Origin of the sequence: Skermanella aerolata KACC 11604, assembly GCF_000936425.1 — a bacterium.
Taxonomy (GTDB): Bacteria; Pseudomonadota; Alphaproteobacteria; order Azospirillales; family Azospirillaceae; genus Skermanella; species Skermanella aerolata.
The window spans coordinates 404,455-430,387 of record NZ_AVFK01000002.1 but is presented as its reverse complement, the minus strand read 5'-3'; the positions used below and the strand labels follow the sequence as shown (position 1 = coordinate 430,387).

Genomic DNA, 25,933 nt, shown 5'->3' with positions numbered 1-25,933 from the left:
CCGGGTCAACGCGATCCTGGGGCATCGCGGACGAACACGGGATTGTAGAGTTATGGCGAAGCAGAACACCGTTCTCATTCGGCTGGTCAGCTCGGCTGGCACCGGCTTCTTCTACGTGAAGAAAAAGAACCCCCGCAAGACCACCGAGAAGCTTGAGTTCCGGAAGTACGATCCGGTCGTGCGTCAGCACGTCGCTTTCAAGGAAGCGAAGATCAAGTAAGTCCAAGCCGACATCAGGCGCAGACACAGAAAAGGCCGTCCCTCGGGACGGCCTTTTCGCTTTTGCATCTTCGGCTCAGGTCTTCGATTTCCATCTACCCGGATCATCCGCCCGGACCATCGATCCGGGCGGGATTCAGGCACCGCCAAGGCTTCAGCCGACCGGCGCTTCGGCCACTCCCGATGCCACCGTGCGGTTCCGGCCGGAGCGTTTCGCCTGATAGAGCGCATCGTCGGCGCGCTTCAGGATCGCCTCGGCGGTGTCGCCCACGCCGTCGACCACGGCGACGCCGATGCTGATCGTGACCGTGATCTCGCCGACATCGGCCGACACCGTGAAGGTCTCCTCCCCAACGCGGCGGCGCAGACGCTCCGCGACCGCGTAGGCGGCGTCCCGATCGGAATCGGGCATGACGACGATGAACTCCTCGCCGCCGTAGCGCGCCACCAGATCGAAGTTCCGGAGGTTGCGGTTCGTCCGGTTCGCGACTTCCCGCAGGACTTCGTCGCCGACGCCATGGCCGTAGGTGTCGTTGACGGCCTTGAAGTGGTCGATGTCGAACATCAGGATCGCCACCGGCTTTTGGCTTTCCCAGCTCCGCTCCAGCAGGCGCGGCAGATGGGCGCTGACATAGCGGCGGTTGAAGACCCCGGTCAGGCTGTCGGTCAGAGCCATCGACAGGCTCTGCTCGTAGTTATGCCGCAGCTTTTCGTGATAGCGCTTGCGCCGGACCTGAGTGCGGACCCGCGCCAGAAGCTCGTTCCGGTCGATCGGCTTCAGCAGATAGTCGTTGGCGCCAAGTTCCAGGCCTTTCGCGACGCGGCTCAGATCGCCTTCGTCGGCGATCAGCAGGATCGGCGCCTGCCGTGTCCGTTCGTGGCTGCGAAGCTGCGAACAGAGACGAAGGCCATCCTCATTGAGCAGGGTAAGGCTGACGATGATCAGCTCGAAGTCCTCCGACATGCCAAGGTCGAGCGCCTTGGCGGACGTGTCGGCGGCCACCACGCTGTCGGTATCCCGGCGCAGGGTCTCGGCGATCTTGTCCAGATCGATCGGGCTGTCTTCGATCACGAGCACGCGGGCATTCGCCGCCGTCTCGTTCTTGACGGTCGTGGTCTGATCGAGGATGCCGAACTGTCCTGACGTCGATTCGCGCAAACGCCATTCGTCCATCATCATCTTCAGCCGCACGAGCGACCGGACGCGGGCGAACAGGGCGATGTCATTGACCGGCTTGGTCAGGAAATCGTCGGCGCCGGCCTCCAATCCGCGGACACGGTCGGCGGCATCCGACAAGGCGGTGATCATGACGATCGGAATATGCATCGTGGTCGGATCGGCCCGGATGCGCGCGCACACCTCGAATCCGTCCATCCCTGGCATCATGACGTCCAGAAGGATGATGTCAGGTGCTTCCTTTTTGATGCGTTCGAGCGCTTCCGGTCCATTGAAGGCCGTAATCACATCGAAATATTCGCGGGTGAGCTTCGCCGCCAGCAACTTTACGTTGGGCAGGACGTCGTCAACTACGAGAACGCGCGCCGACATGGCCCCTCAGTTTCCGGCCGCTTCCATCCGAGCCCCGTCAGCTCAGGAAGCGTTGAACGGTTTCGAGAAATTTCGCAACGGAGATCGGTTTGGCGATGTAATCCTCGCATCCCCCCTCCCGAATCTTCTCCTCATCACCCTTCATGGCGAATGCGGTCACCGCGATGATGGGAATCGCCTTCAGGTCGTCGTCTTCCTTGATCCACTTGGTAACTTCCAGCCCGGAAACCTCCGGCAACTGAATGTCCATCAGGATCAGGTCCGGCCGATGGAGACGCGCCAGCTTGAGCGCTTCCATCCCGTCCTTGGTCTGCAAGGTGGCATAGCCATGCGCCTCCAGCAGATCATGGAAAAGCTTCATGTTAAGTTCGTTGTCTTCCACGATCAGCACCCGCTTCGCATTCGCGGAGCCTGAGGATTCAACGCCGCCCCAAACTTGACCGACCGACATTATAACTCTCCATGAACCCTTACAACCAGCACTGCCACGGCTTTCTGCCAGGAAGGCCCGAGTGTACCGACGGCCGCACACCTACACCCACTTCTATAAGGCGAAGGTTAAGGTGTAGTTACCACGCAGATGTTGCAGGGATTTCGCGTTCACGAAAGACATACGACAAACGAGACCATTAAAGGGCAACAGCGTGGCGCTACGTCCACGCCTGAGGCACAATGACACCTTACACGGCTACCCCATGTCCGTCCACGTACAGTCGAGCCGGCAAGGCACCGGAATGATTACGATATCACAATATGAACGAACAGGTTGAGGATCCCGAAAAGGTACGCACGCTCGAAGGCCGCTCCCGCATCGTGGCGGAGCCGGGCCTCTGTCGCGACTGCGGCGCTCCCGTACCGCCTCGCCGGCCGCGCTGTCGGGAATGCGGATCGCGCCGCGTGACGCGTCATGCGGAACTTAACTCGCTCTCGATCGCCCATATCGACTGCGACGCCTTCTACGCCAGCGTGGAGAAGCGCGACAACCCGGCGCTTGCCGACCTGCCGGTGATCGTCGGGGGCGGCCAGCGCGGCGTCGTGGCGGCCTGCTGCTACGTCGCCCGCCTGTACGGCGTCCGGTCCGCCATGCCGATGTTCAAGGCGATGGCGCTGTGCCCCCATGCGGTGGTCCTGCCGCCCAACATGAAGAAGTATCAGGCGGTCGGCCGGCAGGTTCGCGCCACGATGCTGGAGCTGACACCGCTCGTCCAGCCGCTGTCGATCGACGAGGCCTTCCTCGACCTGACGGGGACCGAAGACTCCCTGGGCCTGAGCCCTGCCCGTTCGCTGATCCTGCTGGTCCGCCGGCTGGAAACCGAGATCGGGATCACCGCGTCGATCGGGCTCAGCTACAACAAGTTCCTCGCCAAGGTGGCCAGCGACCTCGACAAGCCGCGCGGCTTCAAGGCGATCGGCCGGGCCGAGGCCCTCGTCTTCCTGGGACCTCGCCCGGTCGGCCTGATCTGGGGCGTCGGCGCGGCGCTCCAGTCGAAGCTGGAGCACGACGGCATCACGACCATCGCCGAATTGCGCGACCGCGACGAGATCTGGCTAATGAAGCGCTACGGCGTCATGGGCCGGCGCTTGTACCGGTTCGCCCGCGGCGAGGACCTGCGAACGGTCGATCCGGACGAGGAGACCAAGAGCATTTCGGCGGAAACGACCTTCAGCCGGGATATCTCCGACCTGGGCGACCTGCGGAACCGGCTTTGGCCCCTGTGCGAGACGGTATCCCGCCGGATGAAGGCGGCCGGACTGCTCGGCGGTTCGGTCGTGCTCAAGCTCAAGACCGGCGACTTCAGGCTGGTTACCCGCAGCCGCAGGATCGGAGCACCCACGCAGGAGCCGGAAGCCGTCTTCGAGGCCGTCATGCCGCTGCTGGAGCGGGAGACGTCCGGCATCGCTTATCGCTTGATCGGAGTCGGCTGTGCCGACCTCACGCCGCTGGACCGGTCCGATATGCCCGACCTGCTGGCCCCGGAACTCCTGCTTGCACCGCGCGCCGACCCGCCGGCGGAACCGGCGCCCGACGTTCCGGTGCCCGCAACCGCTCCCGATCCACGGCGAAGCTTCGTCACGAGCGGCAATCCCAGCCCCATGCTGCCGGGATTCGAGCGGCTGTACAGGCGGAAGCGGCGCAGATAGCCGCTCCGCGGCCCCGTCAGCAGCGTGGCTTGGGCATCGACTCCAGCTTCTCCAGCACGGCGGTCACCGTGAAATCGCCGTAGTCGATCAGCATCGACTGCGCGACGCCGTTTTCCAGCAGGCTGAGGCTCATTTCGTATTCCGGCGCCGCCTCCTCGCTGGTAAGCGGAAAGAAAGCCATCCTCACCGGCCAGGTCGCCCCGTGGAACAGCTTGGCGTCGAAGCGGCTGTCGTTTGCCAGCTCCTTCCGGAGGCCGAGCACGGTATTGATCTCCGTCGCGCCATCGGTGTCGGAACCGTCGAAAACCGTGGTCGCGAACACCTTGTCGCCGGCCCTCGCATGGCGCAGGAGCTGGATCGTATGCATGGTCGGGAACATGGTGCCGCCCGGCAGCTCGATCTCCTGCGCCTCCGGCTTCAGGTAACGCGCGATGCCCGGCCGGCCCTCGCGGGACTCGGCGGTGCCGCGCAGCTCCTCGTCCACCTCGCCATTGACCAGCTTCCGCACGTTGAACCGGTAGGACTGGCCGTCCTTCGCCTCCCACGTGGCGTAGTTGGTCGTCATGTCGACCTGATCGCCCTCGGTGTACAGGAAGCGAAGCTGGAAGCGCTGCTCGATGGTCCATCCGTCGCAGGCGTCGGCCCACTCGAACATCATCTGCCCGCGCACGTCGGAAACCGTGCTGCTGCTGCGCGCGGAGGCCAGCGACATCTTGTAGATCGCCCGGTGCGGGGCGATCTCGACGGCGGCGGGGGCGACCGGAGCCGGCAGCGCCGAGGGTACTGATGTCAGCACTCCGACCAGCGCCAGGGCGACGGTTCGGGCGGCGGATCGGAAATCTTTCAAGGTGGTGACCACAAATTGTTTTACGGCGGTTTACGGCGTGAAGCTCATGAACAAGCATAGTATTTTCGCGCGCCCTAAAAACCCGGCGCAACCTTTTTTGGCGTTTCACCCATAAACATCGATTTTCGGCAGCGGAGGATATCCCGATGAATCACCCGAATGGGACAAAACTCCCGGTCCTGCTCCTGACAAGACGCTTCCCCGATGCCGTGACGGCCCGCGCCGCACGCGATTATCGGATCATCGTCAACGACGACGACCACGCCTACGGCCCGGACGAGATCGCGGCGAAGGCCAAGGGCGCAGACGCGGTTATGGTAAGTGCCGTCGACAAGATTCCGGGCGACCTGATACGCGCCCTGCCCGACTCGGTTCGCATGATAGCGACTTTCTCCGTCGGTACCGACCATATCGATCTGGCTGCGGCCAAGGAACGTGGCATCGTCGTCAGCAATACCCCCGGCGTCCTGACCGACGCCACCGCCGACATCGCCCTGCTGCTCCTGCTGGGCGCCGCCCGGCGCGCGTCGGAAGGCGAACGGCTGATTCGCGAAGACCGATGGGAAGGCTGGGCACCGACCCACCTTGTCGGGGTCCATGTCACCGGCAAGCGGCTGGCCATCCTCGGCATGGGCAGGATCGGTCAGGCGGTGGCCCGGCGCGCGCGCGGGTTCGACATGGAGATCCACTACCACAACCGTCGCAGGCTTCCGGCCGGCGAGGAACTGGGCGCCGTCTACCACGCCGACGCCGACGACCTGCTGGCCGTCGCCGATTTCCTGTCGATCCACAGCCCCGCCAGCCCGGAAACCCACCACTGGCTGAACGCCGAACGCATCGCCCGCCTGCCGGACGGCGCCGTGGTCGTCAATACGGCGCGCGGCAGCGTGGTGGACGACGAAGCCCTGATCGCGGCGCTCGCCTCCGGCAAGCTGGCGGCCGCCGGACTCGACGTGTTCGAGAACGAGCCTCGGCTTCACCCCGGCTATGCCCCCCTGGCAAACACCTTCCTGCTGCCGCATCTGGGCAGCGCCACCGACCAGACCCGCGACGCCATGGGCTTCACGGCGCTCAACAACCTGGATGCTTTCTTCGCCGGGCGGGATCTACCCAACCGCGTCGTCTGAGCCGCCCCCGGAACCGCGTCCGCCTGCCAGCGGGCGCCGGGGATCCGCGGCAGGGTCACGCAGCTTGCGGGGACCGGCGATCTCCAGCTGGATGATCTCGGCTCCGGGCTGCGGCGGCGCCGCGCGCCCGGCTGCCGGAAACTCCACGGCCCTGAAACCGGCCAGCCGGCTCAACACGATCTGCGGGAACTGTGCGCGATAGGTGTTGTAGGCCGCGATCTTGGCATAGCACCGTTCCCGGCGCAGAAGATCCTGTTCGGGCCCCGCCGCAGTTCCGGTTGCAGGTCTAGTTTCGGTATCGGCGCTGGCCAAAGCTTCCAGCACCGACTGCCAATGCTTTTGCATACGGTTGTATACTGAAACGACATACATGAATATGATAGATGATATGACGATAGCCGCATCCATATCGATACCTCCCGATGCGGCACGATCATACATGCGTGTGCTTCCAAAGGGAAATGTCTGTGAACGGTCGGAGCAGCGGGCAACTTGTCGCGCGGTGCCGCGCCCCGGCACCTGCTAACCTAGGACAAGGTCAGAAAATGGCCCGACCCTCAGATCGCAAGTATAGACATTGATCAAAACAGGAGCACGCATATGGCATCGTACATGATCAAGGTAGCCGGCGAAGGCGCTATCACAAAAGCGCACCGTACCGCCGATGTCGGTCCGACAAGCGGATCGTCCGTTGTTTATGAAATACAGAATGTCCCCGAAGGCGTCAGCCTTGAGGACGTGATTTCCGCTTTCCAGGGCTTCAAGCCGGACGAGAAGACGTACGAGTACGATTACGCCGCCCTGAAGGCCTAGGTTACGGCGAATCGCGGCACGGACAGGGGACATCCATCCCCGGTTCGTGCCGAGCCCCGCACTACGTCCGTGGCGTCACGCCGCTTCGTAGCGCTTGACCCACTTCTTCAACTCGGCGACATGTTCCGCCTCTTCCTCGGCGAACTCCTCCGCCATGGTGCGGATTTCGACGTCCTTGGTGGTGACGGCGACGTTCTGGTAGAAGGCATATCCGTTCTCCTCGCTCTGAAGAGCCAGGGCGAGCGCATATTCCGCCGTCATCAGATAATGGGAGCCTTCCATGGAAGTCGCTTCCGGGCTCTCGTCGTCCGGCCACTTGTAATCTTCCGGCTTCATGTCCGGCAGCGTGTGGAATCCAGAGCGCTTGCGGGCTTCAGCCAGATGCAGCCGCGAGAAATGGGCCATCTTGCCGAAAAATTCAGCCACTTCGCGGTTGCCGTAGGTCTTCATCGACTCTGCCAGATCGGAAAACCGCGCTGCGGCATCTTCCTCCAGCTTGATCGCATAGGCTAGGAATTCAGCGACGTCATTCATGATCAAACCAGCTTGGACAGTGGGAAAGACGGGTTGGCCCCGAGATTAAGGCCAGTCCAGCCCTTTGTCTTGCGCCGATCCTCTCAACCAGCTGCCGCGTGACGATTTGACATAGCCATTTATTGGTTGTTAACTATACAGACCCGTCTTTACTTTGCGGAGTGCCGGCTCCCGGCGCGCCGTTTCCGGCACGAGCACCGGCGCCAAAGACTGTTGCGCGCCGGCCCGCCCCGTCGGATGATTGGATGGGGAAATGACGACCGATCCGAAAACATCAGGGGGAACCGGACCATGAAAAGCATCCTCATCCCGGTCGAAGAAAGCGAATTGCTGGAATCGGTGCTGGAAACGGCCCTGCTGGTGGCGCGGCGTTTCGGCAGCCATATGGAAGGCCTGCATGTCCGGCCCGACTTCGCCGGGATCATCGCTGCGACCGGCATGGGGGCGCCATACGTCGTCGAGGACTTCCGCAAGGAGGACTGGGACAGCATCCAGCGCAGCCGGACGGAGTTCGAACGTTTCCTCAACCGCCACGACGTTCCGCTGGACGGCGGCGCCGGCACCGGCCAGCCCTGGGCGACATTCCGGATCGAAGCCCCGCCCGGCGACGACTTTATCGGCCAGCACGCCCGTCTGTTCGACTTGACGGTACTGGGCCAACCGTCACGGGGAGCGACGCCGCCCCGCATGAGCACGCTGGAAGCGGCCCTGTTCGACGGCGGCAGGCCCGTCCTCGTAGCGCCGCCGACGGCGCCGCAGAGAATCGGCGACTCCATTATGATAGCCTGGAACGCCAGCACGGAAACCGCACGGACCGTCGCCTTCGCCCGGCCCTTCCTGGAACGGGCCGAACGGGTCTTCATCCTGTCCGTCGAAGGCGGCATGGTGGCAGGTCCGTCGGCCGAGGAAGCGGCCCGCTATCTGACCAGATCGGGCGTTCCAGCCCAGGCCATGCACGTGCCGCAGAACCGGGGCGTCGGCGAGACGATCCTGGAGCACGCGAAAGCGCTGGAGGTCGATCTGCTGATCAAGGGCGCCTACACGCAGAGCCGGCTCCGCCAGATGATCTTCGGCGGCGCCACCAGCCATATCCTGGCGATGTCGAACGTGCCGGTGCTGCTGGCCCACTGACGGCATCGGCACGGCGCACAAGGTTCTTCCGAAATGGCTCCTGCCCTAAAGGCCCCTGGCTTCGCCCCTGTGGCCGGGCCGCGCCTGGATGGTCTGGAGGCTGGTGCGGAACAGCCATGTCAGCCAGAGCAGGATGCCCGTGAATTTGCATCCGTCCTCGATCACGTAAAGCACGAAGCCGCTTTCGAAGGAGCCGAGCAAGTTCAGCACCACCGGATTGTCGAAGGTGAAGCTGGCGGCGAAGAACAAGCCCGAGGCGATCAGGATCATCGGGCTGTTGCCGATCAACTGCTTGATGAATACAAGGCCGAAGGCGCCTGCCGCCGCCAGGTAGGCCAGCTTGATATAGCGCTCCCGGATGCCGAAGCCTTTCGGCAATACCTGTTCATGCAGCATGAAGGCGTCATCCGCCATCAGGAACAGGGTTAACATCCCCGCAGCGAGGAAGAAGCGCCGGAGATAGGGCGAACTGTTCTCCCGAATCACGGCATAGCTGAGAAAGCACACCCCGGCAGCGGCCGCCCACCCGAACAGCCCCAGCATGGAAACCAGACCGAGAAAGGGATGAAAGCCGATGATGTCGGCCGGATCGTTGAACAGCTCTTCGTAAGTGAAACTTGTCTGAATCACAGACAGTACGACAACGCTCAGGGAGCATAACAAAGCGGCCATCAACCACTTCAGACTTGATCCGCTTCGGGCTGGGCTTCGCCCCTCCGCTTCCACTCTGCTCCCGGCGACCGCTACCACTCCGTCCATCCCTCATGACACTTTTGTTAAGCAAGCATCATGTCGAGCTGAACATCGCGATGTCAAAGCCTCGAGGAGCGCGATAAGTGGTTAATGCGGCGATGGTTCGGTTAGTATGGCGAACCGAAAAGAGCATCCGGGAATCGATAACCTGAAGCGTTTCGTCCTGGACAGCGGGGTCAGCAGGATATGACGAAGCAACCGACCGAAACCTTTATGGAAGGCGGATGCCAATGCGGCTTGATCCGCTACAGGGTCGTTGGAGCACTCGTCGATCTCTATGTCTGCCACTGCCGGGAATGCCGGAAGCAATCGTCCTCCGCCTTCGGCATCTCGGTGATGGTCAAAAGCTCGGATCTGGTACGCTTGTCCGGCACGCCCCGGATATGGACCAGGCATGCCTCCGTCGCAGGCACCCTCGACTGTGCATTCTGCCCGCGATGCGGAACACGCCTATGGCACGGCGATCCCGATCGCGATCCGACGGTCAGCATCAAGGGCGGCTCGCTCGACATCCCGCCAGACCTATCCCAAGCCAAGCACATCTGGGCATCCCGAAAGCTCCAGGGGATCCTGATCCCGGAAGGTGCTGAAATCCATGCGGAAGAACCGCCCGGATAGAAAACCTTCAGCCCGATCAGTAACCGGTCCACCGACTGCTCTAATAGAGATGCTGTCCGCCGGTGACGAAGATCTCGGTCCCCGTCACATAGTTCGAATCCGCCGAACTGAGATAGAAGATCGCCGAAGCGACGTCGGAGGGCTGGCCCAGCCGGTGCAGCGGGATGCGCGGGATCAGGATGTCGGTTTCGGGCGACAGCATGGCCGTCTCGATCTCCCCCGGAGCGATGGCGTTCACGCGGACGCCGAGATCGGCGAACTCGACCGCCATTTCGCGGGTAAGCCCGGAAAGCGCCGCCTTGGACGTGCTGTAGGCCGAACCGGCGAAGGGGTGGACGGCGTGTCCGGCGATGGACGTGATGTTGACGATCGCGCCCTTTCCCTTGGCCAGCGACGCGGCGAACCCGCGCGCCAAGACCAGCGGCGCGAAGAAGTTGAGTTCGAACACCGCGCGCCACGCGTTGAGATCGCCGTTAAGGCAACCCAGCCTCTCCTTGATCGGCGTCTTCGGCGACACGCCGGCATTGTTGACCAGAGAGTGCAGCGGCCCGCCAGCCAGCACCTTGTTGGCCTCCCGCACAAATTCCGACCGGCTGTCGGGATCGCCCAGATCGGCGGCGATATGGTGCGTCCAGTTTGGATCGGCCTTGCAGTCCTCCGGAATCTCCTCCCGGGAGCAGGTGATCACGCGCCAGCCCTCCTGGCTGAAGCGCTGGACGGTGGCGTGGCCGATCCCCCGGCTGGCGCCGGTCAGGATGACGGTTTTTCTCTCGGGAACGGGCGTGTCGGACATGCCGCCGACATTACTCCATCGCCGGGACTGCTGCCAAGTTCGGCCTGCCAGCTTCAGCCGGTAAGTTCTAGCCCAGCAGCCGGAAAGCCGGCCCCGCCCTGCTTAGAAGTTCCGCACGGAAGGCCTCGACGGCGGCTTCGTCGTTCCGCAGCGATCGGGGAAGATCGATCGGCAGGTCGGCGAGGACGCGGGTCGGCGCGGCGGAGAGCAGCACCAGCCGGTCGGCAAGCTGGATTGCCTCCCGCAGGTTATGGGTGACGAACAGCACGGTCGTCGGCCGCGCGTGCCAGACATCCAGCATAAGCGCCCGCAGCCGCTGTGCCGTCAACTCGTCCAGCGACACGAACGGCTCGTCCATCAGCAGCAGGTCCGGCTGAACGACGAAAGCGCGGGCCAGCGCCGCGCGGCGCGCCATGCCGACCGACAGGCGGCTGGGATACTGGTCGCGGACGGCGGTCAGTCCGACCGCCTCCAGCAGCGCGGCGATCCGCTCGTCGTCGTCGGCGCCGCCGTCCAGGACCAGCGCCAGGTTCTGATAGACCGTGCGCCACGGCAGCAGGCGGGGGTTCTGGAACATGTAGCCAAGGACGGGACGGCTGCGGCCCGGCGCCGTGGGCAGGCCGATGCGGCCTTCGAAATCCTTGTCCAGCCCTGCGGCGATGTTAAGGGTGGTGGTCTTGCCGCACCCGGACGGCCCGACCAGGGCCACGAACTCCCCGCGCCGTGCCGTCAGGCGCAAGCCCTGGATCGCCACATGGGCCGGAGCATCGCCGACCGGGGGATACCGCTTGCTGTCGATCTCGATCGATAGGCCCGGCCCCGCAGACCGGTCCGCCGTTTCATCGGCAGACTGGGCGACAGGCTGGGCGACATGCGGAGAGACGTGTCGGGAGGAATAAGCTGTCATGCGTGGACTACCATCAGACGCCAAGGCGGCAGCATAGCCGTTAAGCTCCGTGACGCCTATGCCACTATCGATGCACTGGCCCCCGCCGCCGCCTTCGTGCTTGGCTCGCACGATGACGCGGAAACGTTGCTGGCTGCCTGCACTGGCGCTCCTTATCACGATCCTGCCGGCAGTTGCGGCTCCGGCTTCCCCCGACACCCGCCCAGGCTCGGACGTGCCTGTCCCTGACGGGTACCGCCTGGACCGTTACCGTGCCCCCGTCCCCGCCGAAGTGCCGGGCGCCACGACCGTCACGCTCGAACAAGCGGAAGCCCTGTATCGCACCGGCACCGTCCTGTTCATCGACGTCATGAAGGTGCCGCGCGGCGAATCGGCCGGCCTGGAAGGCAAGTGGCTGGTCGCCAAGCCGCATGTCGCCATCAAGGGCAGCACATGGCTGCCCGAAACCGGCGAAGGCATTCTCAAGCCGGAAATCGAGAGCTACTTCCGCGCCAACCTGGAACGCCTGACGGATGGCAACCCCGGCACTCCCCTGCTCTTCTACTGCGTCACGGATTGCTGGATGTCTTGGAACGCCGCCAAGCGGGCGCTGTCCTGGGGCTATACCCGGATCTACTGGTACCGTGACGGCATCGAGGTCTGGCAGCAGTTCGACCTGCCGACCGAGTTGGTCGATCCCATTCCCCTATCCAGGCCATGAGCCCCACGCGATGAGCCATCCTTACCGGTATGGCCGTGACCGCGCCCCACACTACATGTCAGGGTAGCCTGAACGGAAAATAGGATGGTGCCGGTGCGAGGATCGATCGCTGTAGCAGCCACCGCCGCCACATTGCTGGCCGGCTTCGCGCCGATGACATGGGCGCAGGCAGCAGAGCCACCGCCCGCTTCCTCCGCCACCTGCGTTCCCCAGGCCGGCTGGGTCGAACCGTCCAAAGGAACGGTTCCCGGGCCTCAACTCCTCCAGCGGGCCGCCGGGTCGGCCGTCGTCATGCTGGGCGAACGCCACGACAGCGCCGAGCAGCACCGCTGGCAGCTTCAAACCCTGGCGGGACTGCATGCCTACCGCCCCGATCTCGTCATCGGCATGGAGATGTTCCCGCGCCGGGTCCAGCCGGCCCTCGACCGCTGGATTGCCGGCGAGACGACCGAACGGCAGTTCCTGGAAGAAACCGACTGGCGAACCGTCTGGGGCTATGACAGCCAGCTCTACATGCCGATCCTCCATTTCGCCCGGATGAACCGCATTCCGGTCACGGCCCTCAATGTCGAGCGCGCCCTGACCAGTCGCGTCGGCAAGGAAGGCTGGACACAGGTCCCTGCCGACCAGCGCGAAGGCATCGGCGACCCCGCCGCCGCATCGGAGGCTTACACCGACTTCCTCGCCGACATCTACGCCGCCCACGGCCGTCCCGGCGGCGCCACCGCCGAGGTGAAGGAAGATCCCGCCTTCCAGCGCTTCCGCGACGTGCAGGTCCTATGGGACCGCGCCTTCGCCGAAGGTCTGGCCGCCGCCCACAGAAAGGCGGGATCCCTCGCGGTAGGCATCATCGGCGGCGGCCACCTGGAAAACCGCCACGGCGTCCCCCACCAGCTGAACGCCCTCGGCCTCCAGGACAACGTTGTCCTTCTCCCCTGGGCCGCCAACCGCCCCTGCGCCGACCTGACACCGGCCCTGGCCGACGCCGTCTTCGGCGTCTCCGCCGACCCGGAAACCGAAGAACCTTCATGGCGTCCCCGCCTCGGCGTCAGCCTCGCCCCGCAGGAAGGCGGCATCCGGATCGAGTCCGTCGCCAACGATAGCGTAGCGTCGGCCGCAGGCTTGCAGACCGGCGACATCATCCTGGCGGCAGCCGGGACGCCGACCAGCGAAGTCGGCAAACTGGTCGAAATCGTCAGCCGGCAGGCGCCGGGTACATGGCTGCCGCTGAGCGTGCGGCGGGAGGGTGCGACGCGAGAGGTCGTGGCGAAGTTCCCTGGTTTATGAAGAAAGGGGCGTTGCCGTGTAACTGCCCGATTATATGAGGGATTGAATTCCTAATTTGTTTTTGGTAAAAGTCGCAGCCGTCCTATACCAACCGCATTGAAGATTGACATGTGAGTTCCGGCAAAGATGTCGGGCTGAAGAGGCCCGACCTACAAAACCAAGCGTGGGCAAAAGCACGCTGGCGTAGGTCGGGCCTCTTCAGCCCGACATCTAATGCTCCAGACCGGTCAATGTTTAATGCCGTTGGTATTAGATAGCGGTTCTTTGACATCGTGAATCACCAAAAACGCTCCGGCGGGTCCGATCCGCCGACAGTTCGCGCGCGGTCGCCCTCCTCTGCCATCACTGCCGCCCCCATCACAGTGACGCCGGTAGTGACGCTCTCCCCGAAAATGATGACGTTCAGCCCGAAACAGTGACATTCGATGACCATCCACAGGTTTTTTCCGGAAGGTCTTCCGTCATCCCGTGCGCTTGTATGGCACCCCTACCGGGGATAAGAAGGGACGGGAGGTAACGATATGTCCATAGAACAGAACTACCCGCGCGACATGGTCGGCTACGGCGCCAACCCGCCCGACGCCAAGTGGCCCGGCGGGGCCAGGATCGCCGTCCAGTTCGTGATGAACTATGAGGAAGGCGGCGAGAACTGCGTTCTTCATGGCGATGCCGCTTCCGAAGCGTTCCTGTCGGAGATCGTCGGGGCACAGGCGCTCAAGGGCGTGCGCCATGTCAACATGGAGTCGATCTACGAATACGGCAGCCGCGCCGGGTTCTGGCGGCTGATGCGGATGTTTGGGGAACGGAAGCTGCCGCTGACGGTCTTCGGCGTTGCGATGGCGATGCAGCGCAACCCGGACGCCGTTGCCGCCATGATGGAGGCGGGGCACGAGATCGCTACCCATGGCTGGCGCTGGATCGACTACCAGTACATGAGCGAGGAGGAAGAGCGCGACCACATGCTCCGCGCCATCCAGGTCCAGACCGAGCTTACCGGCAGCCGTCCGCTTGGCTGGTATCTGGGCCGGTGCAGCCCCAATACCCGGCGGCTGGTGGCGGAGGAAGGGGGCTTTGTCTATGACGCCGACAGCTACGCGGATGAGCTGCCCTATTGGGACGACAGCCACGGCAGGCCGCAGCTCATCGTGCCCTATACGCTGGACGCCAACGACATGCGCTTCGCCACGGCGCAGGGCTTCAACTCCGGCGACCAGTTCTTCAGCTACCTGAAGGACAGCTTCGACGTCCTCTACGCCGAAGGGGCCTCGAAGCCGAAGATGATGTCGATCGGACTGCACTGCCGGCTGGTCGGGCGTCCCGGCCGCGCCGCCGCCCTGGCCCGCTTCCTCGACTACATCCAGAGCCATAACAGCGTCTGGGTCTGCCGCAGGATCGATATCGCGAACCACTGGATCGAGCACCATCCCTACCGGCCGGTCTCATCCAAGGGTTGATGCCTGCGGGAGGAACCCCTTCGCGCCGTCGGTGTTGGCTTTTTCGGAACCAGCAAGCACGGCGCGAAGGAGACGACAGGGCATGTTCAGACTTTTAGGCGGAGCAATCGGAATCATCTTCCTGATCGGCCTGCTGGTCGTCATCGGCCTGCTGACGCTGATCTTCTAGCCGAGGAAGAGGCCGCTTTAGTCCAGGCTCAGGTCGAGGGCGTGGAGTTCGACCCTGCCGCCGCTGGCCGACAGGATGTAGCCCTCCGGCACCTCCTGCCACACCGCCTCGATGGCATCGAGCGGCTCCGACAGGACCAGCACGTCGCCTTGGCTGCTCTCGAACCGGCAGCATCCCTGATCGACGCTGATGCCGCCACCCGACGCATGGAACAGCGTCGGCGATGCGTGGTCGCTGGAATGACGCAGGGCGAACAGGCGCTCGCCATCGGTCAGACAGGCGGTCATCCGGAACGGCTCGACGATGCCATGGGCGGCCATGACGCCCTCGACCTGCCGGCAGGTGCGGGCGAAGGCGGCATCGACGTTCTCTTCCACGCCGTTGGACAGCAGCAGGTAGAAGATCACCTCGCTGTCGGTGCTGCCCTCGCGGAAGGGATAGAGATCGTTGGATATCAGGTTCTCCAACTCGCGTCTGACGATCGGCCAGCCTCCGACCTGGCCGTTATGCATGAACAGCCAGCGGTCGTAGCGGAAGGGATGGCAATTGACCCGCGCCGTCGACGTCCCGGTCGATGCCCGGACATGGGCGAAGAACAGCCTGGACCGGATCTGCTCCGACAGGGAACGAAGGTTGAAGTCGTTCCAAGCCGGCATCGTGTCGCGGTACAGGCCCGGCTTCCTCAGCTCGCCGTACCATCCAAGGCCGAACCCGTCGCCATTGGTCGGAACATGGCCGCGCTGGGCGGAAAGCGACTGGTGGATCAACGAGTTGACGGGCTTGAAAAGAAGAGTGTCGATTGGAATCGGACGGCCCTGATAGGCCAGCCAACGGCACATGCTCACTCCGGAATATCGTTCGGTCTCATGGGGCTCACCCAATCAGGTAAGGTTAACCCCATGGCGGAATTATGTCGATGCCTGGACCCGAAACATTTCTTGCAGGTTGCGGTATAGGCCCCGGTACAGTGCCAATTTGGCCGCATGCCGCTCGGATGCTTCCGGATCCGGTTCGCTCACGAAGTCGCTGTCTGGGGGAGTGCAGACCGTCAGCGGGTCTTCTCCTGTCACCGCCAGACGCCCCAGCCGGGCAGCGCCGAACGCCGGCCCGACATCCCCGCCCGCATGGTAGGTCAGGGGCCTGCCCAGCACGTCGGCCAGGATGCCGCCCCACAAGCGGCTGCGGGCGCCGCCACCGATCACCGAGACGCTGGTGATCTCGGTGCCCGCTTCGCCAAGGACGCCTTGTCCGTCGGCGAAGGCGTAGGCCACTCCCTCCAGCACCGCGCGGGCAAGGTCCGCCCTGGTATGTTCATGGGTCAGGCCGAAGAAGACGCCCTTCGCGTGGGGATCGTTGTGGGGCGTACGCTCGCCCGACAGGTACGGCAGGAACAGCAGCGATCCGGTGCTCCGCCCGGCGGCCTCGACCTCCGCCAGAAGCTGGCTTTCACCGGCGGCTCCCGTCAGGCGGGTGACCCAGGTCAGGCAACTGGCGGCGCTCAGGATCACCGACATCTGGTGCCACAGGCCGGGAAAGCAGTGGCAGAAGGCATGGACGCCCCGGTCCGGATTAGGCGCGAACCCCGCATTGGCTACGAACAGGACGCCGGAGGTGCCGAGCGACAGGAAAGCCGATCCGGGCTTCAGCACCCCTACCCCGGCGGCCCCCGCCGCGTTGTCGCCCGCCCCGCCCGCGACTTCGACCGCATCGCCCAAACCCCAGGCGGACGCGACCTCCGGCAGCAGCAGGCCGGTCGGTTCGGTGCCCTCGAACAGCTCGGGCATCTCGTCCTCGTCCAGGCCGGTGGCGTCCAGCAGTTCCGGCGACCAGCGGCGGCCGGCGACGTCGAGCCAGAGCGTTCCGGCCGAATCGGACATATCGGAAGCGTAACGGCCGGTCATGCGCAGGCGGATATAGTCCTTGGGCAACAGCACCTTGGCGATCTGGCCGAAGATCTCCGGCTCGTGCTCGGCGACCCAGAGCAGCTTCGGCGCGGTGAACCCCGGCATCGCAAGGTTGCCGGCGATACGGGGAAGCTCCGGAACCCGGCGGGTCAGCTCGGCACATTCGGCTCCGCTGCGCCCGTCGTTCCACAGGATGGCCGGCCGCAGCACCCGGTCGCGGCCATCGAGCAGCGTGGCGCCGTGCATCTGGCCCGACAGGCCGATGCCGGTTACCTCGGCCATGTCGCGGGGATAGCAGCGCCGGAGTTCGGTCACCGCGGAGTTGGTCGCCTGCCACCAGCTTTCCGGGTCCTGTTCCGACCACAACGGGCGAGGACGGGACACGGTCAGCGGCGCCGTCGCCTGCGCGACCACGGTCTGGTCGTGGTCCACCAGCACGGCCTTGACGCCCGATGTCCCTAAATCGATCCCGAGATACACGGTCCCGCCTCCCTGCCCTTTTGCCCATCGCCACTCGCCGATCGCCATCCGTCTGTTGCCAGATCTTGCCGACACGGCTTTCATTTGTTTGCAGGCTATGTCATATCCGCCGGTCTCCACAACGCCGCAGCAGCATCCGAGGCACCCCATGGCATCACCGGCAGGTTCGATCGTCCTGAGGCACGGCCCCCTTGAATGCGGGATCAGTCCGTCCTGCGGCGGATCGATCACCCGGCTGATGCTGTACCGGGACGAGCAGCCGCCCATCCACCTGATGCGTCCCGCTCAGCCGCAGGGGATCGACCGCTCCGATCCCAACGACATGTCCTGCCATCCGCTTGTGCCGTTCTCCAACCGGATTGCCGGCAGCCACTTCGTCTTCCACGGCCGCGCGGTGGACCTGCCGCCTAACGCTCCCTTCATCCAGGACGTGATCCACGGCCACGGCTGGAAGACTCCGTGGAACGTCGTCGAGCAGGACGACCAGACGGCGCTCCTCTCGTTCTCGCATGAAGCCGATTGCTGGCCCTATCCATACCGGGCGACGCAGCGGTTCCACCTGGACGAGGATAGCCTGAGCATCACGCTGGAGCTGGCCAACCTGGGCGACCTCCCCATGCCGGCGGGATTGGGGCTGCATCCCTACTTCCCTAAGCCGCTTGGGACGACCCTGACGGCAGAGCTGGATGGCGTATGGCTGGGCGACGACCGGCACATTCCGGTCGAGCGCGTGCCCCTTCCGATCGGCTGGGATTTCCCACATGGGATAGCGCTGGACGAAGCCGTCCTGGACAACAACTTCACCGGCTGGAGCGGGCTTGCCGCCATCGACTGGCCCAGCGCCGGGACGCGCCTGACGGTCGAGGCCACGCCGCCGTTCCGGCATGCCGTGATCTACGTCCCGGCGCACCAGGACTACTTCTGCTTCGAGCCGGTCAGCCACATGACCGACGCGGTCAACCGGGCGGCGACGGGGGAAAGCGGGACCGGCTTCGCGGAACTGGCACCCGGACAGGTCTTCGGCGGCACGATCCGCTTCAAGGTTTCCAGCCTGCGCTGATACGCGGGATTGAACAATGCTCGGGCGTCGCGATATCTGAGCTTCAATCCGAACGAGACGCGACAGGACCGACCGTGAACGAGACGACCGAGACTCTGAACAAGGCGACCGATGCGGCCCACGACTTCGCCAACGACGCCGGGACCGCGTTCAACACCATCGCGAGCGGCTGCTCCGGCTTGTGGGACGCCGGCTTCACCGCGGCCGGGCTCGCCTGGGACGGCAAGACGACGGATGCCCTGGCGGTGATGTTCAGTCCGACGCTGACCTGCTACGACAGCGTGGTCGCGGCCGTCATGGGGTTGTTCCCCTTCCTGTCCTGAACACGCTTCTCCGAGCTAGGAACCCGCCATGGGCCAACCACTGCTGCATTTCCCCATCCTCGAAGGACATGAGGTCGCCGTCACGGAATGGGGAGCCGGGCGGTCCGCGACCGTCGTCCTGTGGCACGGGCTGGCCCGCAGCAGCGCCGATTTCCGCGACCTCGCCGAGGCGCTGGCGCCCCATTACCGCGTGCTGGCGGCAGACCAGATCGGCCGGGGCCTATCTCAATGGGCGCGGGATCCCGCAAGCGACTACAGCTTCGAAAGCTACGGCAGGATCGCGGTGGCCCTGTGCGATCATTTCGGCGTGGGACAGATGCGCTGGGTCGGGACGTCGATGGGCGGCGCCCTGGGCGTCAGGATGGCGGGCGGTCCGCTTCGCGACCGGATCACCCACCTCGTCATCAACGACATAGCACCGGAACTCCCGGCGCCGGCCGTGGAACGCATCCTCGCCTATGTCGGCAATCCGCCGGTGTTCGATACCATGGCGGAGCTGGAAGGCTGGCTGCGCAAGGCCTACCTGCCCTACGGGCATTTATCCGAAGCCCAGTGGCGCCATATGGCGCGGACATCGTTCCGCCGCCGTGACGATGGCAGGATCACCGCTCATTACGATCCTAAGATCGTACAGCAGTTTACCGGTCACCCGCGCGACTACGACCAATGGGAAGACTATGAGCGGATCGGCGCCCGGACGCTCCTTCTGCGCGGCGCCGACTCCGATCTGCTGCTGCCCGATCCGGCGAAGCGCATGACCGAAACCGGCCCGCGCGCGACGCTCGTCACCGTGCCCGCATGCGGTCATGCGCCGGCGCTGAACGTGCCGGATCAGATCGGCCGAGTGAGGGATTTCCTGGCCTCCTGATGCCACCAAAAAACCCGATTGTTCAGCTTTAGTTCTGTGGATAAACCAGATAGACTCGCAATGGAATCAACATTTTATTGCATGTCTCTCAGATGGTCTCTCAACGCCTCCCGGCAGATCGGGATAACTCGGACACCGGCGCGCCATGATGGCCGGCTCGCATGTCCTGATCGGAGCGGCAGCGTGGCTTTACATCGCCCATGACATGGGTCTGCCGCTGCTCGACCCGGTGGCCCTGGGATTGGCCGTGGCAGGATCACTGAGCCCCGATATCGACCACCCGAAATCCTGGGTCGGCCGCCGCGTGAAAGTCATTTCGGTACCGGTTTCAAAGCTGTTCGGCCATCGGGGCGTGACCCATTCGATCGTCGCCGTCGCCGCCTGCATCGCCTGCCTGCGCTGGGACGGTCAGCAATGGCATCACACCCTGCCCTTCGTCATCGGCTATGCCAGTCATCTGGCGGCCGACCTGATAACGCCGCAAGGCCTGTGCCTCGCATGGCCGCTACGCCGTACCTTCGCCTTTCCGCTGGTCAAAACAGGCTCCTTCGCTGAACAGGCCCTGGTGACGCTGGTGGCGGGTTGGCTCTTCGCCCGATCGATGGGAGCATGCTGATCGAAGAATTCGAACGGGGAAGACAGTGTTCAGCCTCTCCCCACGGCAGTAGCTCGCATGCCGTCCAAGCACCTGCGGATAGAAGTCTTGGTAGAGACTCGGCTGAATCTCATATAGCGGCTATAAAGACCGACCAACAATCAAAAAGCCTACTGGGGGAACAATGCCGGACGACAACGTGAAGACCCTAAATCAGAGCGTCGCCATGCGTGCCGCCCTTATGCACATCATGTTGCTTGACGACTACATAGGCGCTGTTTTGAGCCGGGCCGAAGCATGCGGCCCCGGCTTCTTGAGGGAGAGCCTGATCGACTACGTCGAAACGCTTCAGCGGGAGCGGCTCTCGTATTACCGCATCGGCCTTCAAAGTCCCGTTCCTTCGGAAGACGAAGATCAGGCCGCCGCACTGGAAGAAGCGGCCTGACCGTAATGATCGGGCGCTGTTGGGTCTGATGCCCCAACAGCGCGCTTCATCAATCCGCCGCGTTCAGACGCTCGGCCTCGCTGAGGAACGGATAGTCGGTATAGCCTTCGGCACCACCGCCGTAGAAGGTCTCCTGGTTCGCCGGGGTCAGCGGCGCATCGATGCGCAGGCGCTCCACAAGATCCGGGTTCGAAATGAACGGCCGGCCAAACGCCACCAGATCGGCGGCATTGGTGCGGCGGAGTTCCAGGGCGGCATCGCGATCGATCAGGTTGTTCGCGACATAAAGGCCCTTGAACAGGCTGCGGAGCTTCTGGAGATCGACCTGACCCGTGACCGCCCGGCTGCTGCCGGTGGCGCCCTCGACCAGATGCAGATAGGCAAGGCCGAAGCGGTTCAATTGCTCGACCACATAGCTGAACAGCGGTTCGGGATTGCTGTCGGCAATGTCGTTCGCCGGGCTGATCGGTGACAGGCGGATACCGACGCGGTCGCCGCCCCAGACCTTGACTACCGCTTCAGTCGCCTCCAAGAGCAACCGAGCACGGTTCTCGATAGAGCCGCCATAGGCGTCGGTGCGTTTGTTGGTGCCGTCACGCAGGAACTGGTCGAGCAGGTAGCCGTTGGCGCCGTGGACTTCGACACCGTCAAAGCCGGCCCGCTTCGCGTTCTCGGCAGCAACCCGGTACTGTTCGACCACACCGGGAATCTCGTCCAGTTCAAGGGCACGCGGCGTTACGAATGGCACGAAGCCGGCTTCGGTGAAGGCCTTGCCTTCCGGCTTAATGGCGCTGGGAGCGACCGGAAGCGCACCGTTCTCCTGGAGATCGGGGTGCGAGATGCGGCCGACATGCCAAAGCTGAAGGAAGATGCGGCCACCCTTGGCGTGGACGGCGTCGGTCACCTTCTTCCAGCCCGCGACCTGCGTGTCGCTGTGGATGCCGGGCGTGAAGGCGTAGCCCTTGCCCTGCCGGGAAATCTGGGTCGCTTCGCTGATGATCAGCCCGGCGGTCGCGCGCTGGCCATAATATTCCGCATGCATTTCATAAGGCGCATCATCTTTGTTGGCGCGGCTCCGGGTCAGCGGAGCCATGACGATGCGGTTGGCCAGAGTATAGGGACCGAGTTCGACGGACTGGAACAGGTCGCTTTCAGCATGGCTGCTCATTGCGCTTCCTTTTGTTTGAAGAATGAGAGGGTGAATTGGACCAATCGGTCCAAAATAGGTGCGGAATTGGTGATCTGCAACATCGCGTCAGTCCAATGCTGACAGGATTGTCGTGACAACATCGTCGAGCGCCTGAGTGTTCCGGTCGGCTTTCGCCATGACCTGAAGACCACATAGAGCGTTGACGAAATATCGGGCAAGGGAACGAGCATCGTGGCGGCGCGAGATGCCACCTTCCTCCTGACCACGCGCGATCAGGCGGTGGAACAGCTCTTCCATCCGGTCCAGATGACTGGAAACCGCTGTATGAACCGTTGGATCGTGGGGAGCGAGTTCGACCGCGCAGTTGACGGTCAGGCAACCTCGGCGGTCGCCATCCCCGCTTGGGCGTTCGATCACGCTGCGGAGCTGGACTTCGATTAGACGGCGGGCGCATCCGCCAGAGCAGACCGTCGCATCAAGCCGCGCGACCTCTCGGTCGCCATATCGACGGAGGGCCGCCATGAAGGCATCGTGCTTGCTGCCGAAGAATTCGTAGAAGCTGCTTTTGCTCAAGCCCATGGCATCGAGCAGATCCTGCATCGAGGTCGACGCATAGCCCTTGGTCCAGAAAACGTGCAGAGCACGATCCAGAGCTTCATCGGCATTAAATTCGCGCGGTCGTCCCATGGCAGGCGGCAGGCTCCCCAAATTCCTCACACTGAGGAGATGGGCCTTCCGGACCGTTCAGTCCACAAAAATCTTTTGCAATTCGGGCGGTAGATCAATTTCCTGATGGGGGCCGCCGAAAGCGATACCGGCGATTCGCCTGCATGGCCGGAGTCGCTTTATCGGCGCCATCAAGGGACAGGGTATGGAAAACGCCGGATCAGGCGGCTTCGGAAACCGGCATCACGCCACCCAGGGCACCGTAGCCGCGGCGGTCATGGCGCATCGTGTAGAGGAGGTCTTCCAGGCTTTCGCGAACGAAGGTATCGGTCTGACCCGCGAGTTCGGCTTCCGTAACTTCGATGAAGCGTTCGATCAAGCGGGCATGAACACGGCTCGACTGGGCGATGCGGAGATCAGTGTTGCGACGAACATCGGTCATGATCGGCTCTCTCTTGAGGGTTTCTTCGAAGTGGCGTCTTGCTGTCCACGAGCCGATACTGACCTGAGAAGCTTAACGACAAGTAAATAATGCTCGCTGAAGGCTGGCAGTTTAAGGATTACCACTTTTATAAAAGTCATAGCCTAGCTTGTCACAAGGCTTATCCGATCGAGCCTTTCAGTGTTTTGCCGATGGTCTTCATTTCGGTCTACCTCTTTCGAGTAAACCAGCTGGTCTCTCTGTTTCTGGGAGAGACGACATTGTAAGTTGATCTCTTTTTGTTGATACTGAAATTACTTAGCGCAATACAAAAGTTCGCAAAGGGAGGATTGGAATTGAACGATTTGGCGGTGATCGACAGCCATGTCCATCTCTATGATCCAGCCGCTCTTTCGTATCCTTGGATGGCTGACATTCCCCAACTGAACAAACCCCATTCACTCGCCGACTTCGCGGCGGTCTGCGGGCCGGTCAGAGTGGAAGGCTTCATCTTCGTCGAAGTCGATACAGCCCCTGGCGACCGGTTGGCGGAAGCGGAATGGGTCGCAACGCTTGCATCGCGGGACGACAGGATAAAGGCCATCGTAGCGGCGGCTCCGATCGAGTTGGGCGACGCTGCACGCGCTGACCTCGATAACCTCAAGGCATTGCCGCTGGTACGCGGCGTCCGCCGCTTGATCCAGTCGGAACCCGATCCTGACTTCTGCATTCGCCCTGATTTCGTCGCCGGGGTCAGGCTGCTGGCGGAATACGACCTCAGCTTCGACATATGCGTCTATCACCACCAATTGGGTGCGGCGGTAGAACTGGCGAAACGGTGCGGAGAGGTTCGCTTCGTTCTGGATCACGTCGGGAAGCCGGATATCCGTTCCGGATCGCTTGCCCCATGGCGTGAGCATATCCGGGCAATGGCCGAGTTGCCCAATGTCTGGTGCAAGCTGTCCGGCATGGCGACCGAGGCGGACCATCAAAACTGGACCCGCGATGACCTCCGGCCCTATATCGACCACGTGGTCGAGTGCTTTGGATTCGATCGGTTGATGTTCGGCGGCGATTGGCCGGTCAGCACACTGGCGACGGATTACCCGCGCTGGGTCGACACTGTGCTATGGGCGACAGGTTCCTGCTCGGAAATCGAGCGCAGGCAGTTGTTCCGTGACACGGCCGCCGGGTTCTATCGTCTGCCGTGAGCGCGGAGCCGCCGTACCGGCGACTCCGCGCTCACGGCATTCGAGCTCAGGCGTTGTAGTCCAGGTTCCAATCCCTGTAACGCTCCGGATCGTTGGTCCATTCCTCACGGACCTTGACGTGCAGGAACAAGTGGACCCGGCGCTCCATCATCTCTTCCAGCTCGGTACGGGCGGCGGCACCGATCTGCTTGATCCGCTGTCCGCCCTTGCCCAGAATAATCGCCTTCTGGCTGTCGCGCTCGATATAGACGACCATGGATATCTTGACGCTGCCGTCGTCGAGCTCCTCCCAGCCTTCCGGTTCGACCGTGGCCGAATAGGGAAGCTCCTGGTAAAGCTGAAGGAACAGCTTCTCGCGGACCAATTCGGCCGCCAGCAGGCGCATCGGGATATCGGAGAGCTGATCGCCAGGGAAGTGCCACGGTCCTTCCGGCATCCGCGTCGCCAGCAGGTTGCGCAGGTCCTCGACGCCATCGCCCGTCTCGGCGGAGATCATGAAGGTGTCGGTGAAGATGCCCTCAGCATTCAACGTGGTGGCGAGCGCCAGCAGCTTGTCGCGCTTGATCAGGTCGATCTTGTTGAGCGCCAGGATGGCTTCACGGCCGGAGTCCTTGAGGCGCGCGATAATCGCGCGCGTGTCGGCATCGATCGATTTGCGTGCCGCGTCCACCAGCAGCACGACGAGATCGGCATCGGTCGCACCCTGCCACGCGGCGGCCACCATGGCGCGCTCTAGCCGCTTCTTGGGCGAGAAGATGCCGGGCGTGTCGATGAAGACGATCTGGCTGTCGCCCTCGGTTGCGATCCCCAGCACCCGCGTACGGGTGGTCTGAACGCGCGGGGAAACGATCGAGACCTTCTGCCCGATGATATTGTTCAGCAAGGTCGACTTGCCGGCGTTCGGCGCTCCGACCAAGGCCACGAACCCGCAACGCGGGTGTTCGGGCACATATACCGTTTCGGGCGCCGCTTCCTGCGCGGCGGCCGGCTCTTGTTCGGGGACCTTATCGTCGTCCGGAGCGGAAGTATCGTTACTCATTGATCTGTGCTCCAACGCGGCGCAGCATGGCGCTGGCCGCAGCTTTTTCCGCCGCCCGTTTCGAGTTGCCTTCGGCGGTCACGGTCTCATGACCTTCGACATGCACCCTGACCTCGAATTTCGGGCTGTGATCCGGGCCGCTCTGGCCCAGAACTTCATATATCGGCAGGGGTTTGCCCCTGCCCTGCGCCCATTCCTGAAGCGCCGTCTTGACATCCTGCGGCGGCCCGGCGGTCCGGTCGATCCGCTCCGCCCATCGTTCGCGGATGAACTTTTCCGCGGCCGGGAGGCCGCCGTCCAGGTACATCGCGCCGATGATCGCCTCGCAGCTATCGGCCAGGATGGCGCCGTTGGTCCGGCCACCCGATTCCGCCTCACCCGTGGACAGACGCAGGTAGCGCCCCAGGTCGAAGGTCGAGGCGACGGAACTCAGGGTCTCCCACCGGACCAGACTGGCGAGACGGCGAGCCAAAGCCCCCTCCCGCTCGGCCGGAAAGCGTTCCAGCAGCCAGTTCGCGATGACGACGCCCAATACACGGTCACCCAGGAACTCCAGCCTCTCATAGGCAAGGCCCGGAGCCGGCGTACGCGACCCGCGCTTGCCGACCCTCTCCATGCCACTCAGGCTTGGATGGGTCACCGCGTCCGCCAGGAGCTCCGGACGCCTGAAATCGTGCCCCAGCGCAGCCGCAAGTTCGGAAAGGTCCGCGTCGACTGTCATCCCCTGT

Annotated in this window: 31 protein-coding genes; 16 read left to right on the top strand and 15 right to left on the bottom strand. The window is 63.5% G+C overall.

What is annotated here, in order from left to right; all coding sequences use genetic code 11:
* Positions 1-52 precede the first annotated feature (52 nt).
* The gene (gene rpmG / locus N826_RS05020) at positions 53-220 is read left to right on the top strand and encodes a 50S ribosomal protein L33 (RefSeq protein ID WP_044426262.1); all 168 of its coding nucleotides are present in this window, start codon (positions 53-55) and stop codon (positions 218-220) included.
* Between the two features lie 153 nt (positions 221-373).
* Here the strand turns inward: rpmG and N826_RS05015 are convergent, their stop codons facing one another.
* Both N826_RS05015 and N826_RS05010 read right to left on the bottom strand, forming a co-directional pair.
* Positions 374-1,768: a PleD family two-component system response regulator gene (locus N826_RS05015; protein ID WP_044426261.1), complete on the bottom strand. Its 1,395-nt coding sequence runs from the start codon at positions 1,766-1,768 to the stop codon at positions 374-376.
* A gap of 37 nt (positions 1,769-1,805) precedes the next feature.
* A complete protein-coding gene (locus N826_RS05010) occupies positions 1,806-2,219 on the bottom strand; it encodes a response regulator (RefSeq protein WP_044426260.1) in 414 nt (137 codons plus the stop codon).
* Positions 2,220-2,521: 302 nt separating this feature from the next.
* Between N826_RS05010 and N826_RS05005 the strand changes: the two genes are divergently transcribed.
* Positions 2,522-3,910, top strand: a complete 1,389-nt coding sequence (locus N826_RS05005; RefSeq protein ID WP_063772191.1) for a DNA polymerase IV — start codon at positions 2,522-2,524, stop codon at positions 3,908-3,910.
* Between the two features lie 16 nt (positions 3,911-3,926).
* Here N826_RS05005 and N826_RS05000 read toward each other — a convergent pair whose 3' ends face one another.
* Positions 3,927-4,757, bottom strand: a complete 831-nt coding sequence (locus N826_RS05000; RefSeq protein ID WP_244619418.1) for a cell envelope integrity EipB family protein — start codon at positions 4,755-4,757, stop codon at positions 3,927-3,929.
* 146 nt (positions 4,758-4,903) lie between these two features.
* On the opposite strand from N826_RS05000, the gene N826_RS04995 reads away from it, so the two are divergent.
* Positions 4,904-5,884, top strand: coding sequence for a 2-hydroxyacid dehydrogenase (locus N826_RS04995; RefSeq protein ID WP_044426259.1), 981 nt, complete (start codon positions 4,904-4,906; stop codon positions 5,882-5,884).
* On the opposite strand, the gene N826_RS04990 is transcribed toward N826_RS04995, so the two are convergent.
* Complete coding sequence (locus N826_RS04990; protein WP_044426258.1) at positions 5,864-6,325, bottom strand: hypothetical protein; 462 nt, start codon at positions 6,323-6,325, stop codon at positions 5,864-5,866. The genes N826_RS04995 and N826_RS04990 overlap by 21 nt on opposite strands.
* A gap of 159 nt (positions 6,326-6,484) precedes the next feature.
* Between N826_RS04990 and N826_RS04985 the strand changes: the two genes are divergently transcribed.
* Positions 6,485-6,697, top strand: a complete 213-nt coding sequence (locus tag N826_RS04985; RefSeq protein ID WP_044426257.1) for a hypothetical protein — start codon at positions 6,485-6,487, stop codon at positions 6,695-6,697.
* A 75-nt stretch (positions 6,698-6,772) separates the two neighbouring features.
* Here N826_RS04985 and N826_RS04980 read toward each other — a convergent pair whose 3' ends face one another.
* Complete coding sequence (locus tag N826_RS04980) at positions 6,773-7,231, bottom strand: ferritin-like domain-containing protein (RefSeq protein WP_044426403.1); 459 nt, start codon at positions 7,229-7,231, stop codon at positions 6,773-6,775.
* Between the two features lie 291 nt (positions 7,232-7,522).
* On the opposite strand from N826_RS04980, the gene N826_RS04975 reads away from it, so the two are divergent.
* Complete coding sequence (locus N826_RS04975; RefSeq protein ID WP_044426256.1) at positions 7,523-8,362, top strand: universal stress protein; 840 nt, start codon at positions 7,523-7,525, stop codon at positions 8,360-8,362.
* 45 nt (positions 8,363-8,407) lie between these two features.
* Here the strand turns inward: N826_RS04975 and N826_RS04970 are convergent, their stop codons facing one another.
* Positions 8,408-8,992, bottom strand: a complete 585-nt coding sequence (locus tag N826_RS04970; protein WP_147040115.1) for a hypothetical protein — start codon at positions 8,990-8,992, stop codon at positions 8,408-8,410.
* A 309-nt stretch (positions 8,993-9,301) separates the two neighbouring features.
* On the opposite strand from N826_RS04970, the gene N826_RS04965 reads away from it, so the two are divergent.
* Positions 9,302-9,733, top strand: a complete 432-nt coding sequence (locus N826_RS04965; protein WP_044426253.1) for a GFA family protein — start codon at positions 9,302-9,304, stop codon at positions 9,731-9,733.
* 40 nt (positions 9,734-9,773) lie between these two features.
* Here N826_RS04965 and N826_RS04960 read toward each other — a convergent pair whose 3' ends face one another.
* Together N826_RS04960 and N826_RS04955 are read right to left on the bottom strand one after the other, a co-directional pair.
* Positions 9,774-10,526 carry an SDR family NAD(P)-dependent oxidoreductase gene (locus N826_RS04960; protein WP_044426252.1) on the bottom strand — a complete coding sequence of 251 codons (753 nt, stop codon included), beginning with the start codon at positions 10,524-10,526 and terminating at the stop codon, positions 9,774-9,776.
* A gap of 67 nt (positions 10,527-10,593) precedes the next feature.
* Positions 10,594-11,433 (bottom strand): ABC transporter ATP-binding protein, encoded by an 840-nt coding sequence (locus N826_RS04955; RefSeq protein ID WP_084720484.1) that lies wholly within the window; start codon positions 11,431-11,433, stop codon positions 10,594-10,596.
* 112 nt (positions 11,434-11,545) lie between these two features.
* Between N826_RS04955 and N826_RS04950 the strand changes: the two genes are divergently transcribed.
* From N826_RS04950 to N826_RS46290, 4 genes are all read left to right on the top strand, one after another.
* Positions 11,546-12,133: a PQQ-dependent catabolism-associated CXXCW motif protein gene (locus N826_RS04950; RefSeq protein WP_044426251.1), complete on the top strand. Its 588-nt coding sequence runs from the start codon at positions 11,546-11,548 to the stop codon at positions 12,131-12,133.
* Positions 12,134-12,226: 93 nt separating this feature from the next.
* Positions 12,227-13,420 carry a ChaN family lipoprotein gene (locus N826_RS04945; protein ID WP_169789285.1) on the top strand — a complete coding sequence of 398 codons (1,194 nt, stop codon included), beginning with the start codon at positions 12,227-12,229 and terminating at the stop codon, positions 13,418-13,420.
* 521 nt (positions 13,421-13,941) lie between these two features.
* Entirely contained in the window at positions 13,942-14,874 is a 933-nt protein-coding gene (puuE, locus tag N826_RS04940) for an allantoinase PuuE (RefSeq protein WP_211099208.1), read from the top strand.
* Between the two features lie 82 nt (positions 14,875-14,956).
* Positions 14,957-15,043, top strand: a complete 87-nt coding sequence (locus N826_RS46290; protein WP_445009340.1) for a small membrane protein YohP — start codon at positions 14,957-14,959, stop codon at positions 15,041-15,043.
* Positions 15,044-15,060: 17 nt separating this feature from the next.
* On the opposite strand, the gene N826_RS04935 is transcribed toward N826_RS46290, so the two are convergent.
* Positions 15,061-15,882: a class II glutamine amidotransferase gene (locus N826_RS04935; protein WP_044426249.1), complete on the bottom strand. Its 822-nt coding sequence runs from the start codon at positions 15,880-15,882 to the stop codon at positions 15,061-15,063.
* A gap of 69 nt (positions 15,883-15,951) precedes the next feature.
* Positions 15,952-17,427, bottom strand: coding sequence for a xylulokinase (gene xylB, locus N826_RS04930; RefSeq protein WP_044426400.1), 1,476 nt, complete (start codon positions 17,425-17,427; stop codon positions 15,952-15,954).
* 148 nt (positions 17,428-17,575) lie between these two features.
* Between xylB and N826_RS04925 the strand changes: the two genes are divergently transcribed.
* The 5 genes from N826_RS04925 (at position 17,576) to N826_RS04905 (ending at position 20,718) form a co-directional block, all read left to right on the top strand.
* Complete coding sequence (locus N826_RS04925) at positions 17,576-18,487, top strand: aldose 1-epimerase (protein ID WP_044426248.1); 912 nt, start codon at positions 17,576-17,578, stop codon at positions 18,485-18,487.
* A 74-nt stretch (positions 18,488-18,561) separates the two neighbouring features.
* Positions 18,562-18,810: a hypothetical protein gene (locus tag N826_RS04920; RefSeq protein WP_044426247.1), complete on the top strand. Its 249-nt coding sequence runs from the start codon at positions 18,562-18,564 to the stop codon at positions 18,808-18,810.
* Positions 18,811-18,838: 28 nt separating this feature from the next.
* Positions 18,839-19,678, top strand: a complete 840-nt coding sequence (locus tag N826_RS04915; RefSeq protein WP_044426246.1) for an alpha/beta fold hydrolase — start codon at positions 18,839-18,841, stop codon at positions 19,676-19,678.
* 145 nt (positions 19,679-19,823) lie between these two features.
* Positions 19,824-20,294 (top strand): metal-dependent hydrolase, encoded by a 471-nt coding sequence (locus N826_RS04910; protein ID WP_052830837.1) that lies wholly within the window; start codon positions 19,824-19,826, stop codon positions 20,292-20,294.
* A 163-nt stretch (positions 20,295-20,457) separates the two neighbouring features.
* Entirely contained in the window at positions 20,458-20,718 is a 261-nt protein-coding gene (locus N826_RS04905) for a hypothetical protein (RefSeq protein WP_044426245.1), read from the top strand.
* A 49-nt stretch (positions 20,719-20,767) separates the two neighbouring features.
* On the opposite strand, the gene N826_RS04900 is transcribed toward N826_RS04905, so the two are convergent.
* From N826_RS04900 to N826_RS04890, 3 genes are all read right to left on the bottom strand, one after another.
* A complete protein-coding gene (locus N826_RS04900) occupies positions 20,768-21,886 on the bottom strand; it encodes an alkene reductase (protein WP_044426244.1) in 1,119 nt (372 codons plus the stop codon).
* An 87-nt stretch (positions 21,887-21,973) separates the two neighbouring features.
* On the bottom strand, positions 21,974-22,555 hold the full coding sequence (locus tag N826_RS04895) for a TetR/AcrR family transcriptional regulator (RefSeq protein WP_044426242.1): 582 nt from the start codon (positions 22,553-22,555) through the stop codon (positions 21,974-21,976).
* Between the two features lie 199 nt (positions 22,556-22,754).
* Complete coding sequence (locus tag N826_RS04890; RefSeq protein WP_044426240.1) at positions 22,755-22,976, bottom strand: hypothetical protein; 222 nt, start codon at positions 22,974-22,976, stop codon at positions 22,755-22,757.
* A 335-nt stretch (positions 22,977-23,311) separates the two neighbouring features.
* Here N826_RS04890 and N826_RS04885 point away from each other — a divergent pair, with 335 nt between their 5' ends.
* Positions 23,312-24,166: an amidohydrolase family protein gene (locus tag N826_RS04885; RefSeq protein ID WP_044426398.1), complete on the top strand. Its 855-nt coding sequence runs from the start codon at positions 23,312-23,314 to the stop codon at positions 24,164-24,166.
* A 46-nt stretch (positions 24,167-24,212) separates the two neighbouring features.
* On the opposite strand, the gene era is transcribed toward N826_RS04885, so the two are convergent.
* Both era and rnc read right to left on the bottom strand, forming a co-directional pair.
* On the bottom strand, positions 24,213-25,205 hold the full coding sequence (era, locus tag N826_RS04880) for a GTPase Era (protein WP_084720482.1): 993 nt from the start codon (positions 25,203-25,205) through the stop codon (positions 24,213-24,215).
* On the bottom strand, positions 25,198-25,926 hold the full coding sequence (rnc, locus tag N826_RS04875; RefSeq protein ID WP_052830836.1) for a ribonuclease III: 729 nt from the start codon (positions 25,924-25,926) through the stop codon (positions 25,198-25,200). Before rnc ends, era begins: the two co-directional genes overlap by 8 nt.
* Between the last annotated feature and the right edge of the window lie 7 nt (positions 25,927-25,933).

What these genes read in the sequence shown, in the direction of transcription:
- N826_RS04925 (WP_044426248.1), top strand. Translation starts at nt 17,576, where the DNA reads ATGGCATCACCGGCAGGTTCGATCGTCCTGAGGCACGGCCCCCTTGAA.
- puuE (WP_211099208.1), top strand. Translation starts at nt 13,942, where the DNA reads ATGTCCATAGAACAGAACTACCCGCGCGACATGGTCGGCTACGGCGCC.
- N826_RS05005 (WP_063772191.1), top strand. Translation starts at nt 2,522, where the DNA reads ATGAACGAACAGGTTGAGGATCCCGAAAAGGTACGCACGCTCGAAGGC.
- N826_RS04950 (WP_044426251.1), top strand. Translation starts at nt 11,546, where the DNA reads ATGACGCGGAAACGTTGCTGGCTGCCTGCACTGGCGCTCCTTATCACG.
- N826_RS04895 (WP_044426242.1), bottom strand. Translation starts at nt 22,555, where the DNA reads ATGGGACGACCGCGCGAATTTAATGCCGATGAAGCTCTGGATCGTGCT.
- N826_RS04985 (WP_044426257.1), top strand. Translation starts at nt 6,485, where the DNA reads ATGGCATCGTACATGATCAAGGTAGCCGGCGAAGGCGCTATCACAAAA.
- N826_RS04900 (WP_044426244.1), bottom strand. Translation starts at nt 21,886, where the DNA reads ATGAGCAGCCATGCTGAAAGCGACCTGTTCCAGTCCGTCGAACTCGGT.
- N826_RS04990 (WP_044426258.1), bottom strand. Translation starts at nt 6,325, where the DNA reads ATGTATGATCGTGCCGCATCGGGAGGTATCGATATGGATGCGGCTATC.
- N826_RS04890 (WP_044426240.1), bottom strand. Translation starts at nt 22,976, where the DNA reads ATGACCGATGTTCGTCGCAACACTGATCTCCGCATCGCCCAGTCGAGC.
- N826_RS04910 (WP_052830837.1), top strand. Translation starts at nt 19,824, where the DNA reads ATGATGGCCGGCTCGCATGTCCTGATCGGAGCGGCAGCGTGGCTTTAC.
- N826_RS04915 (WP_044426246.1), top strand. Translation starts at nt 18,839, where the DNA reads ATGGGCCAACCACTGCTGCATTTCCCCATCCTCGAAGGACATGAGGTC.
- era (WP_084720482.1), bottom strand. Translation starts at nt 25,205, where the DNA reads ATGAGTAACGATACTTCCGCTCCGGACGACGATAAGGTCCCCGAACAA.
- rpmG (WP_044426262.1), top strand. Translation starts at nt 53, where the DNA reads ATGGCGAAGCAGAACACCGTTCTCATTCGGCTGGTCAGCTCGGCTGGC.
- N826_RS04955 (WP_084720484.1), bottom strand. Translation starts at nt 11,433, where the DNA reads ATGACAGCTTATTCCTCCCGACACGTCTCTCCGCATGTCGCCCAGCCT.
- N826_RS05010 (WP_044426260.1), bottom strand. Translation starts at nt 2,219, where the DNA reads ATGTCGGTCGGTCAAGTTTGGGGCGGCGTTGAATCCTCAGGCTCCGCG.
- rnc (WP_052830836.1), bottom strand. Translation starts at nt 25,926, where the DNA reads ATGACAGTCGACGCGGACCTTTCCGAACTTGCGGCTGCGCTGGGGCAC.
- N826_RS46290 (WP_445009340.1), top strand. Translation starts at nt 14,957, where the DNA reads ATGTTCAGACTTTTAGGCGGAGCAATCGGAATCATCTTCCTGATCGGC.
- N826_RS04975 (WP_044426256.1), top strand. Translation starts at nt 7,523, where the DNA reads ATGAAAAGCATCCTCATCCCGGTCGAAGAAAGCGAATTGCTGGAATCG.
- N826_RS04960 (WP_044426252.1), bottom strand. Translation starts at nt 10,526, where the DNA reads ATGTCCGACACGCCCGTTCCCGAGAGAAAAACCGTCATCCTGACCGGC.
- N826_RS04905 (WP_044426245.1), top strand. Translation starts at nt 20,458, where the DNA reads ATGCCGGACGACAACGTGAAGACCCTAAATCAGAGCGTCGCCATGCGT.
- N826_RS04980 (WP_044426403.1), bottom strand. Translation starts at nt 7,231, where the DNA reads ATGAATGACGTCGCTGAATTCCTAGCCTATGCGATCAAGCTGGAGGAA.
- N826_RS04995 (WP_044426259.1), top strand. Translation starts at nt 4,904, where the DNA reads ATGAATCACCCGAATGGGACAAAACTCCCGGTCCTGCTCCTGACAAGA.
- N826_RS05015 (WP_044426261.1), bottom strand. Translation starts at nt 1,768, where the DNA reads ATGTCGGCGCGCGTTCTCGTAGTTGACGACGTCCTGCCCAACGTAAAG.
- N826_RS04965 (WP_044426253.1), top strand. Translation starts at nt 9,302, where the DNA reads ATGACGAAGCAACCGACCGAAACCTTTATGGAAGGCGGATGCCAATGC.
- N826_RS04935 (WP_044426249.1), bottom strand. Translation starts at nt 15,882, where the DNA reads ATGTGCCGTTGGCTGGCCTATCAGGGCCGTCCGATTCCAATCGACACT.